Origin of the sequence: Bacillus cereus group sp. BfR-BA-01379, from assembly GCF_022663605.1 — a bacterium.
GTDB classification, from domain to species: domain Bacteria; phylum Bacillota; class Bacilli; order Bacillales; family Bacillaceae_G; genus Bacillus_A; species Bacillus_A mobilis.
The window spans coordinates 21,777-37,040 of the sequence record NZ_JAKUFT010000035.1; the positions used below are offsets into that span (position 1 = coordinate 21,777).

The following is a 15,264-nucleotide window of genomic DNA, read 5'->3' on the forward strand; positions in this document are numbered from 1 at the left end:
TTTTAAGGGAGCGTTTTATTATGAAAGAAGCATTTCGTTTACAAACTGATTTTTCATCTTCATTTGATCGCTGGGTAAGTTCTTTCGTGTCTGATCACCCAGCACAATTAGAATGGACGACTTTGAAAGAATTAATCCATGAATATACAACAACACATACAAATGATTCGTTACCGACATATATTTCTTCAGCTTTAACATATTATGCACAACGTATTTCAACAACAAACAGTTCAGAAATTGTTATTTTTGAAAATGCTACAATCTCATAATCTATAATAAAAAGCACTGTAATCAGTGCTTTTTATTTATATTCATTACAGTATTTATTTTCCAAACATCTTTCAAAAAAACTCCGCTTATTTCCTACTATATAGCCATCATAAACCTATTTGATTTTTCAAAAAAAGATATTGACACTATAAATTTACAGTGCTAACATTCAAATTGTAATTGAATATGGTCTCTGTTAGGTGAGGCTCCTGTATAGAGAAACGCTGCTGCCCAAAAATGTCGAGAGACGCCAATGGGTCAACAGGAAAGGTCGGAATGAAGGCCTTTCTTAACGTAGCTGGTTTCAGTACCTATGCTATACAGTGCTAAAACTCAACGAGGGAGAGGTGCATGTATTTTTGTCATACACAAAAACTGTTTTTATCTATGTTTACTAACAGTCTTTGTTGTGGACTCTTTTAACTGCGAATTTAGACCTTTACTCGTTTTGAGTAAAGGTCTTTTTATATATGCACCTTACTATGAAACAAACATAGCATATTCAGAAACTACTAAATTGTACGGAGGTGAGGAACAGTTGGCAATTGATGATTCGGCCCAGATACCCATATGTTTTACGTTAATATTTCATCATGTAGGTAGGAAAGAAGCTGTTCCTCCTAATTTTAAATAGTCGAGTAACAGATTGTTTCCTCCTTCATGAAAAAGGAGGAACTACCGATGTTAAATTTACAAAGACAAGAAACAAAACATTCTTACAATCAAGATCGTATGAAAACAAATAACGAATTATTGGTGGAAGTCGCAACACAAGATGCAAACAAGGCGTTACAACTTTTAGAAACAACACAAAATGGACTCTCTAAACAAGAAGCGGCTCGTAGACTTACTTTATATGGCCCGAATGAAATCGCTCATAATAAAACATCACCATGGTACATTCAATTTCTACTGGCATTTAAAAATCCATTTATTTTTGTTTTATTAGCTCTCGGCGCACTCTCTTTTTTCACAAATGACATACAAGGAACCCTTGTCGTATCTGTAATGGTAATGCTAAGTGCAACGATTCGTTTTTTACAAGAATTTCGTTCTCAAAAAGCTGCGGATCAGTTAAAAGCCATGGTTCGAACAACGGCGAGCGTCTTTAGAATAGATGGATTTGTACACGAAACAAAAAACGTAATGAATTTGAACCAAAATAATACAACGGAAATTCCAATTGAGGAACTTGTACCTGGCGATATTATTTCACTTTCAGCCGGTGATATCGTTCCAGCTGATGTGCGTATTTTGTCAGCAAAAGATTTATTTGTGAATCAGTCCTCTTTAACTGGGGAAGCACTTCCTGTGGAAAAGTATGAAAACTGCTACCATACAGAAAATAAACATATCTTACCGAAAAACATGAAAAAAAATTACAATCCACTCGATATGGAAAACCTTTGTTTTATGGGTACAAATATTGTAAGTGGTAGCGCAAAAGCTGTTGTCATCTCCACAAGTACCGATACGTATTTCGGCTCTTTAGCAAAAAAGGTAATCGGCAAACGAGTAGAAACAAGCTTTGATAAAGGGGTAAACAAAGTAAGCTGGCTCTTAATTACATTCATGCTTATTATGGCGCCTATCGTTCTTCTCATTAACGGATTCACAAAAGGGGATTGGCAAGAGGCTTTCTTCTTCGCTATCGCAATTGCCGTTGGTCTCACACCTGAAATGTTACCAATGATTGTAACTGCTAATTTAGCAAAAGGTGCCGTTAACATGTCTAAACAGAAAGTAATTGTAAAACAACTGAATTCTATTCAAAACTTAGGTGCTATGAACATTCTTTGTACCGATAAAACAGGTACTTTAACAGAAGATAAAGTTGTACTTGTCCGCCATTTAGATCCTAACGGTAATACATGTAATCGTGTATTACACTTCGCCTATTTAAATAGCTTCTATCAAACAGGATTGAAAAATTTAATAGATAAAGCCGTTATGAAACATACGGAAGAAAACCAGAAGTATAATCCATCCATTTTTCAAAAACTAGATGAAATTCCATTTGATTTTGCTCGCCGGCGTATGTCTGTCATCGTGAAAGATATTTCAGGTGAACATACAATGGTTTGTAAAGGGGCAGTAGAAGAAATTTTATCTATTTGTAACTACACTGAAGTAGATGGAAAAGTTGTTTCTCTTACCGCTGACATACGCTCACATGTAAAACAACTAGGTGAGACATTAAATAGTGAAGGTATGCGTGTTATTGCTGTAGCGTATAAAAAAGATAGACCAATAAATGATACAGAGTACGCGGTACAAGATGAAAATGATATGATTCTCGCTGGATATATCGGCTTTTTAGATCCACCGAAACCATCTGCAGCTACTGCCATTCAAGCATTACAGAAACATGGTGTACAAGTAAAAATTTTAACTGGCGATAACGAAATCGTGACAAGAAAAGTTTGCAAAGAAGTTGGATTAAATATCGGTGAGCCTGTCCTTGGTTACGAAATCGATTCTTTACCTGATAAAGCATTAGCAAAATTAGCTGAAGAAACAACTGTATTTGCTAAACTAAATCCGATGCAAAAATCTCGCATTATACGAGTTTTACAAGGAAACGGACACACTGTAGGTTATATGGGAGATGGCATTAACGATGCCGTAGCGTTACGTGAAGCTGATGTTGGCATATCTGTTGATACTGCTACCGATATTGCAAAAGAGTCTTCTGACATTATTTTACTTGAGAAAAGCTTAACAATATTAGAAGCAGGTATTTTAGAAGGACGCACTACATTTGGAAACATTTTAAAATATATTAAAATGACAGCTAGCTCTAACTTCGGAAATGTATTTAGTGTGTTAGTAGCAAGTGCTTTCATCCCCTTCTTGCCGATGCTTGCCATTCACCTTTTAATTCAAAACTTGCTTTATGATATTTCACAACTGTCTATTCCATGGGACAAAATGGATAAAGAGTTTTTAGAAAAACCAAGAAAATGGGATACTGCGAATTTACGGAACTTCATTATTTGTATCGGTCCAATTAGTTCCATATTTGATATCATCACATATGTAGTCATGTGGAACGTCTTCGGTGCAAATACAGCTAGCGAACAATCATTATTCCAATCTGGTTGGTTTGTCGTTGGATTACTAACACAAACTTTAATTGTTCACATGATAAGAACACAGAAAATTCCATTCATTCAAAGTACTGCATCAATACCGGTTCTTTTATTAACCGCTTGTATTATGGCAATCGGAATTTATATTCCATTCTCGCCACTTGGAGCAGCTGTTGGATTACAAGCATTACCACTTAGCTACTTCCCTTGGTTAATAGGAATACTATTAACCTATGCTTTCTTAACACAATTCCTAAAAAAAGTTTATATTAAAAAGTTTCATAGCTGGTTATAAAGTAAAACTTTCATCCGCCCGCAAATAGCGGGATGAAAATGAGAATGAGTAGGTGCTCCCCACTCATTCTCAAAAACATAACATGGACTTATATGTATGGAGGTGACCATGATGGTATGGTATGACATTGTATTAAGATTATGTATCGCAATTATTGTAGGTGCTTGCATCGGAATGGAACGGCAATGGAGACACAGGATGGCTGGATTACGGACAAATGCTCTCGTATCACTTGGTGCCTGTATATTTGTTTTATTATCCGTCATGCTTGATCACGATGCTAGCCCCTCACGTATTGCTGCTCAAGTCGTTAGTGGGATTGGTTTTTTAGGAGGCGGCGTTATTATCCGCGATGGTTTTAGTATTAGAGGGCTTAATACTGCGGCTACTCTATGGTGCGCAGCTGCTGTTGGTACTCTTACAGGCGCTGGTTTCCTCGTTGCAGCTATATTAGGTGCAACCGGCGTTTTACTAGCAAATATACTACTACGTCCAATCGCTCTCTTTATGAATCAAAAATCAAAAGAAGAATCACCTGAACAAACGAACTACTTCCTTTCTCTTACTTGTTCAGAAGAACATGAAGCCCATATTCGGTTTTTACTTATGCATATGGTCAGTTCTGAAGGCATTGGTTTAAAAGAATTGTATAGTGAAGACGTAGATTCTAAGCAAAAAGTGTGTATACAAGCTACATTACATTGCAATACAAATGCAGCAGTCTTAATTGAAAAAATAGTGAGCAGAATGCTATTAGAAGCTGGCGTGACTGCAGCTGGTTGGAAAACTTCATTAGATTTAGAAGCAAGTTAAAAATGAAAGGTGTCATGATATGTACAGCTTCATGACACCTTCTACATAAACTTATTTTTTAATTTTTGCTGAAAAGACTTTTCTTGCTTACGTAATAATTGACTACCTCGTTGTAAAAGGGGCATTCCATATTTATCATTAATTTGATCGATGACAGCAAGTAGCGGCTCTTCTTTCGCATCTTCTTCAAATGAAAACAAATCTAATTGTTTCACCGATTCTGTCTTCCACTCTATTTCAGTAGCTGTAACACCTAGTAAACGGACGGAATCACCGTCCCAATGTTGCTTCCATAAACGAGATGCTGCCTGAAAAATATCTCGTTCTTCCCAAATCGCATTTTTCAATTGCTTACTCCGCGTTACTGTCCGCCTATCATGATATTTAATCATAATTTGAATATTATAGCTGACAAGAGTTCGCTTTTGTAATCTTTTACTCACTGATTTTGATAGCCGTTCTAACATATCAAGTAATTCTTTCTCTTCATCCATATCCTTTGAAAAGGTCATCGAATTACCAACACTTTTATGTTGTCCCATTTGACTCGGATCAACTTCCCTATCATCCATACCTTTTGCCCGCCGCTTTAAATCGACACCATGCTTTCCAATTTTAGCGCGAATGATATGTTCGTTTCCTTTTGCTAACTGCTCAATTGTTTGTATATGAATATCATTTAATTTTTCAGCTGTTTTTTCTCCAATTCCATGCATTGCTCCAACTGGAAGTGGCCAAATCATTTCTGGAATATCTCGTTTTCGAAGTACGGTAATACCGAGAGGCTTTTTCATATCAGAAGCTGTTTTTGCTAGAAAAAGGTTTGGAGCAATTCCGATGCTACACGGAAGCTGTAATTCTGTTAATAATGCTTGTTGAATCATCTTTGCTATTTCAAGAGGCGAACCAAGTGCGTAGCAATCTGTAATATCTAAATATCCCTCATCTATAGAGACTGGTTGTATTTTTTCCGTAAAACGAGAAAGGATTTGAAACATTTGAAATGATGCTTCACGATATAATGGAAAATTAGGACGCCTTACAACTAATTGCGGACATAACCTTTTTGCTTCCCAAAGAGGCATCGTTGTACGTATTCCGTAGTCTCTCGCCTCATAACTACATGTTATGATAATTCCTTTTCTTTCTTTTTCATTTCCAGCAACTGCTAACGGCTTCCCTTGTAATGATGGGTCATGAGCAATTTCAACAGATGCGAAAAAACAATTCATATCTACATGTAAAATAACACGACCATTTTTCGGATACATTTCTCGCACAATACTCACCCTTTCAAAGAACGTTTGTTCCTTCATTATATCAAATTCATGTACAATATAATAATTACTTATTCTTTTTATCCTTATTTTTGCTATACTTAATATGAGATATGGATATTATTGGAAAAGGAGTGATTTGTTATGAAATCACACAGTAATCTCAACTATACATTTCTCGTTATTATATTAATCATCTTAATTAATTATTTATTACTCCCTATTTTTGATATAAACGTAGCAGGAATCCTTCCAAGTCTACTGGGTATTATAACAGCTGCTCTATACTGCCATGGATTTTCTTGTATTGGCTGATCCGCCTTGTAAAAGCAATCGAATCAAAATAAAAAGCGTGTAAATCGATTGTGATTTACACGCTTTTTTCTAGTACGTTACTTCGCTACTTCTTCAATAATTGCAACAACTAATTCTGCTGTTTTCGCTAATTCTTCAACAGGAATCTTTTCGTTTGTTGTATGAATTTCTTCATAACCAACCGCTAAGTTAACTGTTGGAATACCGTGTCCTGCGATTACGTTTGCATCACTTCCGCCACCACTTTGGTGAAGAGAAGGTGTACGACCAATATTTTCAGCTGCACGTTTTGCAACTTCTACAACGTGATCGCCATCAGCAAATTTAAATCCTGGGTACATAACGTTTACTTCAACGTCTGCATGACCACCCATTTCTTTTGCAGTTGTTTCAAATGCTTCTTTCATTTTCGCAACTTGTACTTCCATTTTTTCATTGATTAAAGAACGCGCTTCTGCAAAGATTTGTACATGATCGCAAACGATATTTGTTTGTGTTCCACCTTCAAAACGTCCAATATTTGCAGTTGTTTCAGAATCAATACGACCAAGTGGCATCTTCGCAATTGCCTTCGCTGCGATAGTAATTGCAGATACACCTTTTTCTGGCGCTACACCAGCGTGAGCTGTTTTCCCTCGAATAATTGCATTCACTTTCGCTTGTGTTGGAGCTGCAACAACGATTTCACCAACTTTTCCATCGCTATCTAATGCGTAACCGTATTTCGCTGTAATGCGCTCACGATCTAATGCTTTTGCACCAACAAGACCTGATTCTTCTCCAACTGTAATAATAAATTCAATTTTACCATGAGGGATGTTTTTCTCTTTTAAAACACGAATTGCTTCGAACATTGATGCTAATCCTGCTTTATCATCCGCACCTAAAATCGTAGTACCATCTGATACGATATATCCATCTTTAATAGAAGGCTTAATTCCATTACCAGGAACTACTGTATCCATATGAGAAGTAAAGTAAATTGTATCAACACCATCTTTTGTTGCTGGTAAAGTACAAATTAAGTTACCTGCACCATGACCAGTAACAGTCATTGTGTCATCTTCAAATACTTCTACACCTAAATCTGTAAATTTCTTTGTTAATACTTTGCAAATTTCTGCCTCAAATTTCGTTTCAGAATCCACTTGTACTAATTCCATAAATTCATTTACTAAACGTTCTTGATTAATCATAAGACTGCGCCTCCTGCACTACCATTATGTATGTAACACTATTAATTATAACAGAATTTCGCAAAAGTTTCGAAATACAAGACAAAAAACAGACGGTTTATATGTCTAGATAACCATCTGCTTTCTATTACTCATTTAACAATACCCAGCGCATATGATCTTCCCATACTCCATTTACCATTAACATCTTCCTAGACACGCCCTCATATTGAAAGCCTATCTTCGTCACTACTTGTATAGATGCTAAATTTCGTGGCATAATCGGTGCTTCTATACGATGTAACTGAAATTCTTCGAAAGTAACTTGAATAGCTTTCCTAAGCGCTTCTGTCGTGTAACCTTTATTCAATTCTGCCTTATCTAATTTATAGCCAAGCACACAAGATTGATAAATACCGCGAACAATTAAATTAAATGAGATACACCCAATAATTTTTGTATCATCACCCTTTTTAAAAATCCAAAGTCTGATGATTTTACCTTCTGCAAACTCTTTTCTATCCTTTTGTAACTTTTTCTTCTGATAATCTAACGTAAAAAAATCATCCGGTCTATACTCTTCCCAAGCTTTTAAAAATTCACGATTTCTGTCGTAATATTGAAGAACTTTTTCAGCATACGACTCATCAATTTCCCTTAAATGTAAACGATTTGTTTCGTATATTTTCATCATCGTATCTCCATTCTTCAGCTTGCATCACAAAAAACTTATACTCTATCATTATTATATATTCTCTACATACATACAAATTTCCTGTTATACTTTACACACACTTCTCGAATTTTGTCACTTCTCTCCCCTTGTCCACAATATCATTTCTCGTTACAATGATATTGTACTGATTTGCAAGGAGGTATAACGATGCATAAAAAAGCTCAAAAAGTTATGGTCTATGTAATGCTAATTTCTATGCTTGTAACAACATTACTTGCTGGCGCAAGTATGTTTTGGTAAAAAGGGCGATGTGTTCGTCCTTTTTTTACTTTTTATACATAACAAAATAAACCATCTCGATATCGAGATGGTTTATTTTATATAAAGCACAATCGCTACAATACAAAAGGAAAATGACATTATAAGTGCTGTTATAAAACTTGTATATTGTTTCTGCTGAAATGCTCCAATAACAAAAGTAAGATTGAGTAATGCCATGCATACAATTGCTACAAGATAAGAACATATATTAAAAGTTGCCAATATGAATGTAATAACAAATAGAAATCCCATAAAAAATTGCATATACGAAATTTTTGGATTCAAGTACATATGAGCAACCCCTTTATCTAATTTCCCCCCCGATTGGTGCGGGCTGATAATCAGCGGACAAAAACCTTCCACTGATTAAAGTTTCACTTTATCTTTCTATACTCTCATTAACTCATGGTTATGTACACATGTCAAGACAACTTATTACAATAGAAAAAGCCAACCTTTTCGTTGGCTCTTTCATATGCAATGGCTCCTTTTTGTTTTGCCAATTGCTGAAATGATTTTTTCGACTTCACAATCCATACTTTCGTTCCAATTGGAATGCGATCAAATAAATACTCCACATCGTTTTTCTTCATTCTTATACACCCTTGTGAAATATACTTTCCAATTGAACTAGGTTGGTTTGTTCCATGTATTCCATATTTACTTCCATCAGTTCCTCTTGCATTAAATCCAATCCACCTTGACCCAAGCGGATTTTTCGGTGATCCCCCTGGAATATCCTTCGCAATATAATACGGATCCTTCGCTTTCATTACAACATCAAAAGTTCCTTCTGGAGTTAATTCATTTGTTTTCCCTGTCGCTACTGGAAAAACCTTTTGAATCTTTCCATCATCAATATAAGCTAGTTTATTTGTCGCTTTATTTACAATAATAAAAGGATCTCCGGCACGTGGATTATCTCCAAGAGGCCAAATAGGCGATAAAGAAAGACATAATATGAAAGAGAGAAGATACGGCATAAATAATTCCTACCTTCTATATAAGTTCTTTTATATTATCCTTTCCCTTAAAACGACTTTTAATGAGTAAATATTGTTCCATTTCATACACAAGTTGAACAAGCTTTGCACGTATCTCAAATTCTTCACGAGTAACTGGCAATGGCATGTCTCTAAATAATTCTCTCATTTCTTGCAGCTGTCTTAAGGAAATAACCCCAGTACTCTCAGGGCTAATAGCATTCCCGATGTTTTCAACCACATCCGCAATCATGTCAGCTTGTTCATATGTCCATGATAAAGAAGCTGCTAATGGTATCATCCGCTCTAAAATTTCGAATTGCTGCATACGCATATTAAAATAACGATAGTAATAGCCATCTTCTCGCATAAATGCATTCTCAAGTTTCTTAAACGATAAATCCCTTGCTTCATTTAGCATATTTTCAGTTTCAATAAGTTCAGCCCCGCTCCAACTACTTTCTCTGTTTCGTAAATAAACGACCATTTCAAACAAAATTGTTTTAAAATTACTTTCTATTGTATCCTGATACTCTTTTAACTTATTTTCACTACTTGGCATATACATATTCACTAATAAAGCCACGCTAATTCCTATCGTTAATATCGCAATTTCATTTCCAACAATAAGCCATGTAATTTGTTTCAATGAATATAGATGCATCACAATAACTGAACTCGTGACAATACCTTCTTGAATTTTAAGCATAACTGCAGTCGGAATAAATGTAAGTAATAATACGCTAATTGCTAGCGGTGTATATCCAATTGTTTCAAAAATACAAAACGCGAATACCATTGATAGTACACAAGCTAAAAAACGATGTAACGATACTTGAAGTGATTTACGTTTCGTATTTTGTACACATAATATAACTAAAATACCCGCTGAACTATAAAATTCTAATCCTAATAACTGAGCAATAAACACTGCTGCGCCTGTCCCTATTGCTGTTTTTACTGTACGGTATCCAATTTTGAACATAGCATTGCTCCTATATGTATAAACGTATTTACAGTTAGTATAAAAAAAGGATGACACAATGTCATCCTTTTCTACTTATTATTCACGTAACCGTTACATATTACAATATTTTTTGTAAAAATTGTTGCGCACGTTCACTTTTCGGTGCTGCAAAAAATTCTTCTGGTGCACTATCTTCTACAAGCTTTCCACCATCTAAAAAGAGAACACGATCAGCTACTTCTTTCGCGAATCCCATTTCATGTGTAACAATCGCCATTGTCATTCCTGTCGTAACTAATGATTTCATAACTTCTAATACTTCTTTCACCATCTCTGGATCTAGTGCTGATGTTGGTTCATCAAATAACATAACTTCTGGTTCCATCGCTAACGCTCTCGCAATTGCTACACGTTGCTTTTGTCCTCCCGAAAGACGGTTTGGATACGTATCTTTTTTATCTAATAAACCGACCTTTTCTAAAAGTTTCTCGGCTTTCTTTTCGGCTTCCTGTTTCGTTACTCCTTTTACATTAATAGGAGCATACGTAATATTTTCTAATACAGTCATATGAGGAAATAGGTGAAAATGCTGAAATACCATTCCGACATTTTCACGAACGTGCATAATATTCGTTTTCGGATTCGTTACTTCTTCCGTTCCAATCCAAATGTGACCATTTGTCGGTGCTTCTAGCACATTCATACAACGTAAAAATGTTGATTTCCCTGACCCAGACGGTCCAATAATTGCTACTACTTCCCCTTTTTCAATCGTTGTTGTAATTCCTTTTAATACTTCGTTTTTTCCAAATGATTTATGAAGGTTTTCAATTTTAATCACTTTTCTTCATTCTCCCTTCAATTGCCTTCCCGACTAATGTAAGAATAATGACTAGCATATAATAAATTAGCCCAACAAAAAGTAATGGTTCAAGATATTTAAACGTCTCACCGCCTACAATGTAAGCACGGCGCATTAAATCTGTCGCTCCTATTACTGTTACTACAGCCGATTCTTTCGTAAGTGTCGCAAACTCGTTCACAAGCGCTGGTAATATATTTTTTAATGCTTGAGGAAAAATAATATTTCGCATCATTTTTCCGTAAGGAATCCCTAAAGCCATCGCTGCTTCTGTTTGTCCATTATCAACCGCTTGAATGCCGGCACGAATTACCTCTGACATATATGCACCTGAATTTAAGCTAAATGCTAATACAGCCGCTACGAATGCTGGTATTTCATAACCAATTATTTGCGGGACACCGAAATAAATAATCATTAATTGCAATACAAGTGGTGTACCACGGAAAATTGATGTATAAAAATCTGCTGCTATATTTAATGCTCGTATTCTAGCAATTTTGCAAAGCGCTAATAACGTTCCTAAAATAAACCCAACTAACGCTGATACTGCTACAATTTTCAAAGTAACTTCTAGACCTTTTAGTATATATGGTATCGAAGGCGTAATCGCCGAAAAATCTAAGTTCATTCTTGTCATTCCCTTCAAAGAAAAGTGAAAGGCAGCTTATTTTTCGCTGCCAAACCATTTCTTCACTAATTTATCCATTTCTCCATTTTCTTGCATTTTTTTAATTACTTTATTAAATTCAGCTGTTTTATCACTGTTTTTCGGAAGGGCAATTGCTGCTCCTACTTCTTCTGGTGCTTCTTGAATTTCAATTCCTTGTAATTCTTTCATTTTTTCTAAATAATTTTTAGCAACTGTATCTTCGATAATTGCAGCGTCAAAACGACCAGCTTTAATTTCTTGTACGATTTCTGGTATACGGTCACGTCCCTCAACTTTGAAATCTATTTGTTTTTTAAATTCTGCCGCTTTCTCTTCTTGAATAGATCCTGTTTGTACCCCTACTTTTTTCCCTTTTAAATCCTCTACAGATTGAATATTAGAATCCTTTTTAGAAACGACCATGTTTTTCGCAACAAAATAAATATCTGTGAAATCAACATTATTTTTACGGTCTGCAGTCGGCGTCATACCTGCCATTACGAAATCAACTTTTCCTGAGCTAAGAGATGCTAGTAAACCACCAAAATCCATATCTTTCACTTTCACTTCATAACCAAGTTCTTTTCCGATATATTTAGCAACATCAACATCGAAGCCGATAATTTCATCACTTTTTGAAGCTTCCACGTATTCATATGGTTTATAATCTGCTGAAGTCCCCATAACCAGTACTTTTTTATTTTTTCCACTAGCCTTTTCTTCCCCATTACTACAAGCACTGAACATACTTATAATTAAAATCAGTGCAAACGATATTGATAATAACTTCTTCATCTTTCTTCCCCCTAATAATGTATATTTAAAAGTTTAATAGAATATTTATTCGATGTTTGTATTGTATCAGCACTTTCATTTTTATGCAATATATAAAATAAAAATAAATAAAATAACAATATTAATACCATTTGCAATGCATAAAATAATGCATAAAACAACATAACTATGCATGTCCCATAAAGTGAAACTTTAATCAATGGGGGTTTTCTTCATCCCCCACTGATTATTAGTTGAACCAATCGGACTTTTATGGGCAGCCCGCCCCCCGCCTAACTTCTTTGCTTTCGCTGAATTTTGAGGTGGGGGTCTTACTGCCCATTAAAGCGGGATAAATTTTAATAATAAATAAAAAAGGCGGTACATCCACTTGATTGTGGGCGTACCGCCTTTTTGCTTATTTTTATAGTTCTTCACAATTCTCTTCGAAATAAGATTGTAGTTTTGCAATAACTTGCATTGGTTCATGACCTTCAATTTCATGACGTTCTACCATCGTTACAATTTTTCCATCTTTTAATAAAGCGAATGATGGAGAAGAAGGTGGATATCCTTCGAAATATTCACGAGCTGTTGCTGTTGCTTCCTTATCTTGACCTGCAAACACCGTTACAAGATGGTTAGGACGTTTATCATAATGTACGGAATGCGCAGCAGCAGGACGAGCAATGCCACCTGCACAACCACATACAGAGTTTACCATTACAAGTGTTGTTCCATTTCTTTTAAACGCTTCTTCTACTGCTTCCGGCGTCGTCAATTCTGTATATCCAGCAGAGACAATCTCTTCACGCGCTTGGCGGACAACATCATTCATAAAAAAGTTAAAATTAATCAATCTTTTCCCTCCTCTAAAACTACCTATTTGTATCTTACCAGTTAATGTTTATGAAATACAAGTAAGTTTACTTGTATTTGGGTATAGAAAAGGTGTTAGAGCTCTTGCTCTAACACCTTTTCTTAATGTCCACGATGCTTTTGCTTTGCTTTTTGTACTTTAATTAAACGTCTTCTTTGTTTTTCAGCTTCTCGCTTCTCTTTAGAGCGCACTTGCTTTTCTTGTTTATGCAGTTCATAAGATAAGCCAATTGCCTCTTGTACCTTAGTAAAACGTTTTACATTTACTTCTTTTGCCGCTTGTCGTATGATACGTTTTATATTTTTTGGACGTTGTTTTTCTTTCACTTCCACACCGCATTTTGCAACATGCTGGAAATATGCTAGCATTGGACCATTCACAAATATAAGTACTTCTTCATCTGAAGGTTCCATTCCAAAAATATACCGTGCTCCATACAATTTCCCTTTTTCTTTATGCGTAATAATTCCTACGAAAAATTGACCATCGTGATATACTGTCAAATCCATTGACAGCCCCTCCTTTAAAAAAATTAGAAATACTGGACATCCCGGAGGGGAAGGTTACTGACATGTAATCATGCGTCTGGACTACCGACCAGAACTGTGTTTTTGTATCTCTTTCATTGCATTATATCTTATTTCTCATAATTTTTATATATTCCACAATCATTTTTTTATGCGATCCTACAATATAATCAGGTAGTTCTGTTAGTGGGAAGAATGTAAGCTGAACCGCTTCTTCTTTATTCATAACAAACTCACCTTCATATTCTTCTGTATAATAGGCTGTCGTTACGGATTGAAATTCATCACCATTTGCTAATTTTGTAAAATAGTTCGCTCCAGAAAATACATTAATTAATCGCAGGTTCTTCACTTCTATTCCTGTCTCTTCATATACTTCACGGCAAGCTGTTTCTTCTGGTGATTCGCCAAGCTCCATTAACCCGCCAGGCAATCCCCATTTTCCGTAAGGCTCTGTTCTTTGCTGTAATAATACATATCCATGTTCATTTATAACAAGTACAACAGCACCAACTAAAATTAAAGGGCGATGACCAACTACTTTTCGTAACTCCTCTACATATCCCATCGTATCCCTCCTTTTTCGTTGTCCACACTATTGTATCATATGTATGAAACGACAAAATGCGTATATTTTTCATTTTTTTAACAAAATATTTATTTTATGAGCTTCATCTACTGTAGCTAATATAATGGATTCGACTTCTGCACTCTTCTCTAGAAATTCTCTCGCCCACTCTTCTGTTTTTCCTACTAAAGCTAGAACATCTTGCTGAATGCTCCCATCCTTTACTAATACAAAAGAAACTGGAGATTTTTTTCCCGCCACTTTCAGATCAAGCCGCGAAACTGCTTCATATTCTGGATACTGAAATATAGAAACAACACCGTTCGCTTCCCATAATGCTAATTTAATCTTTTGAATGTCGCTCACATTTCGCATACGAAGTTCTGAAAATAAATATTCCACCGTAATTCTCGCTTTTTTCAAATTGCTAAAATCAATGGAACCATTGTGTATAAGAATAATAGGTGCTGGCTCTAAAAAGCGTCTCCATCTATCCCATTTCAACATTAAGACTGAGCTTATAATGTGAAGTACAACGAGTATGAACGTCGTAATCATCGAGCCGAGTAATCCTACTTTTTCATCAGATAATGCATTAGAAATATTCCCTCCGAGCAATAACACTAATACAACATCTAAAAAACGAAGTTGTGCGATGGACCTTTGTCCCATCGCTTTCGCAACTAATATTAAAAATATGTATGCTATAATAGCCCGAATAACCCATTCACTATTTGAAAGATGCCGTGCCCCTTCAAAAATATGCATATGCATCACTTTGCACTCCTTACCCGTCTCAAACTGCTACTTTGTT

General features: G+C 35.5%; 17 protein-coding genes, 1 pseudogene and 1 riboswitch. Of the genes and pseudogenes, 5 read left to right on the plus strand and 13 right to left on the minus strand.

The genetic code is table 11. The features are described 5' to 3' along the window. Positions 1 to 20 precede the first annotated feature (20 nt). The 3 genes from MR113_RS14975 to MR113_RS14985 all read left to right on the plus strand — a co-directional run bounded on the left by MR113_RS14975 (position 21) and on the right by MR113_RS14985 (position 4,473). Positions 21 to 272 (plus strand): DUF3932 family protein, encoded by a 252-nt coding sequence (locus tag MR113_RS14975; protein WP_242255205.1) that lies wholly within the window; start codon positions 21 to 23, stop codon positions 270 to 272. A 186-nt stretch (positions 273 to 458) separates the two neighbouring features. Beyond that, positions 459 to 626: riboswitch (M-box (ykoK) riboswitch) on the plus strand. A gap of 328 nt (positions 627 to 954) precedes the next feature. After that, a complete protein-coding gene (mgtA, locus tag MR113_RS14980; RefSeq protein WP_242255207.1) occupies positions 955 to 3,660 on the plus strand; it encodes a magnesium-translocating P-type ATPase in 2,706 nt (901 codons plus the stop codon). 111 nt (positions 3,661 to 3,771) lie between these two features. Continuing rightward, positions 3,772 to 4,473 (plus strand): MgtC/SapB family protein, encoded by a 702-nt coding sequence (locus MR113_RS14985; protein ID WP_242240616.1) that lies wholly within the window; start codon positions 3,772 to 3,774, stop codon positions 4,471 to 4,473. 41 nt (positions 4,474 to 4,514) lie between these two features. Here the strand turns inward: MR113_RS14985 and MR113_RS14990 are convergent, their stop codons facing one another. Next, positions 4,515 to 5,753 carry a DNA polymerase IV gene (locus tag MR113_RS14990; protein WP_242255209.1) on the minus strand — a complete coding sequence of 413 codons (1,239 nt, stop codon included), beginning with the start codon at positions 5,751 to 5,753 and terminating at the stop codon, positions 4,515 to 4,517. Between the two features lie 141 nt (positions 5,754 to 5,894). Between MR113_RS14990 and MR113_RS14995 the strand changes: the two are divergent. Then, positions 5,895 to 6,097: pseudogene (locus tag MR113_RS14995) on the plus strand (hypothetical protein). A gap of 45 nt (positions 6,098 to 6,142) precedes the next feature. On the opposite strand, the gene MR113_RS15000 reads toward MR113_RS14995, so the two are convergent. Next, positions 6,143 to 7,261 (minus strand): tripeptidase T, encoded by a 1,119-nt coding sequence (locus MR113_RS15000; protein WP_242255210.1) that lies wholly within the window; start codon positions 7,259 to 7,261, stop codon positions 6,143 to 6,145. A gap of 127 nt (positions 7,262 to 7,388) precedes the next feature. Continuing rightward, positions 7,389 to 7,934: a GNAT family N-acetyltransferase gene (locus MR113_RS15005; protein WP_033657628.1), complete on the minus strand. Its 546-nt coding sequence runs from the start codon at positions 7,932 to 7,934 to the stop codon at positions 7,389 to 7,391. A gap of 189 nt (positions 7,935 to 8,123) precedes the next feature. Here MR113_RS15005 and prli42 point away from each other — a divergent pair, with 189 nt between their 5' ends. Next, on the plus strand, positions 8,124 to 8,216 hold the full coding sequence (gene prli42 / locus MR113_RS15010; protein WP_000549040.1) for a stressosome-associated protein Prli42: 93 nt from the start codon (positions 8,124 to 8,126) through the stop codon (positions 8,214 to 8,216). Positions 8,217 to 8,288: 72 nt separating this feature from the next. On the opposite strand, the gene MR113_RS15015 is transcribed toward prli42, so the two are convergent. The 10 genes from MR113_RS15015 to MR113_RS15060 form a co-directional block, all read right to left on the minus strand. Beyond that, on the minus strand, positions 8,289 to 8,528 hold the full coding sequence (locus MR113_RS15015; RefSeq protein ID WP_242255211.1) for a DUF3894 domain-containing protein: 240 nt from the start codon (positions 8,526 to 8,528) through the stop codon (positions 8,289 to 8,291). 131 nt (positions 8,529 to 8,659) lie between these two features. After that, complete coding sequence (locus MR113_RS15020; protein ID WP_242255212.1) at positions 8,660 to 9,220, minus strand: L,D-transpeptidase; 561 nt, start codon at positions 9,218 to 9,220, stop codon at positions 8,660 to 8,662. Positions 9,221 to 9,236: 16 nt separating this feature from the next. Continuing rightward, complete coding sequence (locus MR113_RS15025) at positions 9,237 to 10,205, minus strand: aromatic acid exporter family protein (protein WP_172552659.1); 969 nt, start codon at positions 10,203 to 10,205, stop codon at positions 9,237 to 9,239. A 100-nt stretch (positions 10,206 to 10,305) separates the two neighbouring features. Then, the gene (locus MR113_RS15030) at positions 10,306 to 11,028 is read right to left on the minus strand and encodes an amino acid ABC transporter ATP-binding protein (RefSeq protein WP_242255213.1); all 723 of its coding nucleotides are present in this window, start codon (positions 11,026 to 11,028) and stop codon (positions 10,306 to 10,308) included. Continuing rightward, positions 11,021 to 11,680 carry an amino acid ABC transporter permease gene (locus MR113_RS15035; protein ID WP_001046924.1) on the minus strand — a complete coding sequence of 220 codons (660 nt, stop codon included), beginning with the start codon at positions 11,678 to 11,680 and terminating at the stop codon, positions 11,021 to 11,023. The genes MR113_RS15030 and MR113_RS15035 overlap by 8 nt, the downstream gene beginning before the upstream one ends. A gap of 36 nt (positions 11,681 to 11,716) precedes the next feature. Next, positions 11,717 to 12,496, minus strand: a complete 780-nt coding sequence (locus MR113_RS15040; RefSeq protein WP_242255214.1) for a transporter substrate-binding domain-containing protein — start codon at positions 12,494 to 12,496, stop codon at positions 11,717 to 11,719. A 403-nt stretch (positions 12,497 to 12,899) separates the two neighbouring features. After that, positions 12,900 to 13,313, minus strand: a complete 414-nt coding sequence (locus tag MR113_RS15045) for a BrxA/BrxB family bacilliredoxin (RefSeq protein WP_002008492.1) — start codon at positions 13,311 to 13,313, stop codon at positions 12,900 to 12,902. Positions 13,314 to 13,456: 143 nt separating this feature from the next. Next, a complete protein-coding gene (locus MR113_RS15050; RefSeq protein WP_242255215.1) occupies positions 13,457 to 13,864 on the minus strand; it encodes a YjdF family protein in 408 nt (135 codons plus the stop codon). Positions 13,865 to 13,985: 121 nt separating this feature from the next. Continuing rightward, on the minus strand, positions 13,986 to 14,450 hold the full coding sequence (locus tag MR113_RS15055) for an NUDIX hydrolase (RefSeq protein WP_242255216.1): 465 nt from the start codon (positions 14,448 to 14,450) through the stop codon (positions 13,986 to 13,988). 69 nt (positions 14,451 to 14,519) lie between these two features. Further along, complete coding sequence (locus MR113_RS15060; protein ID WP_242255217.1) at positions 14,520 to 15,224, minus strand: DUF421 domain-containing protein; 705 nt, start codon at positions 15,222 to 15,224, stop codon at positions 14,520 to 14,522. Between the last annotated feature and the right edge of the window lie 40 nt (positions 15,225 to 15,264).

Bases quoted from the DNA above. Each gene is read 5' to 3' on its own strand.
- MR113_RS14975 (WP_242255205.1), top strand. From the start codon at position 21: ATGAAAGAAGCATTTCGTTTACAAACTGATTTTTCATCTTCATTTGAT.
- mgtA (WP_242255207.1), top strand. From the start codon at position 955: ATGTTAAATTTACAAAGACAAGAAACAAAACATTCTTACAATCAAGAT.
- MR113_RS14985 (WP_242240616.1), top strand. From the start codon at position 3,772: ATGGTATGGTATGACATTGTATTAAGATTATGTATCGCAATTATTGTA.
- MR113_RS15000 (WP_242255210.1), bottom strand. From the start codon at position 7,261: ATGATTAATCAAGAACGTTTAGTAAATGAATTTATGGAATTAGTACAA.
- MR113_RS15005 (WP_033657628.1), bottom strand. From the start codon at position 7,934: ATGATGAAAATATACGAAACAAATCGTTTACATTTAAGGGAAATTGAT.
- prli42 (WP_000549040.1), top strand. From the start codon at position 8,124: ATGCATAAAAAAGCTCAAAAAGTTATGGTCTATGTAATGCTAATTTCT.
- MR113_RS15015 (WP_242255211.1), bottom strand. From the start codon at position 8,528: ATGTACTTGAATCCAAAAATTTCGTATATGCAATTTTTTATGGGATTT.
- MR113_RS15020 (WP_242255212.1), bottom strand. From the start codon at position 9,220: ATGCCGTATCTTCTCTCTTTCATATTATGTCTTTCTTTATCGCCTATT.
- MR113_RS15025 (WP_172552659.1), bottom strand. From the start codon at position 10,205: ATGTTCAAAATTGGATACCGTACAGTAAAAACAGCAATAGGGACAGGC.
- MR113_RS15035 (WP_001046924.1), bottom strand. From the start codon at position 11,680: ATGAACTTAGATTTTTCGGCGATTACGCCTTCGATACCATATATACTA.
- MR113_RS15040 (WP_242255214.1), bottom strand. From the start codon at position 12,496: ATGAAGAAGTTATTATCAATATCGTTTGCACTGATTTTAATTATAAGT.
- MR113_RS15045 (WP_002008492.1), bottom strand. From the start codon at position 13,313: ATGAATGATGTTGTCCGCCAAGCGCGTGAAGAGATTGTCTCTGCTGGA.
- MR113_RS15050 (WP_242255215.1), bottom strand. From the start codon at position 13,864: ATGGATTTGACAGTATATCACGATGGTCAATTTTTCGTAGGAATTATT.
- MR113_RS15055 (WP_242255216.1), bottom strand. From the start codon at position 14,450: ATGGGATATGTAGAGGAGTTACGAAAAGTAGTTGGTCATCGCCCTTTA.
- MR113_RS15060 (WP_242255217.1), bottom strand. From the start codon at position 15,224: ATGCATATGCATATTTTTGAAGGGGCACGGCATCTTTCAAATAGTGAA.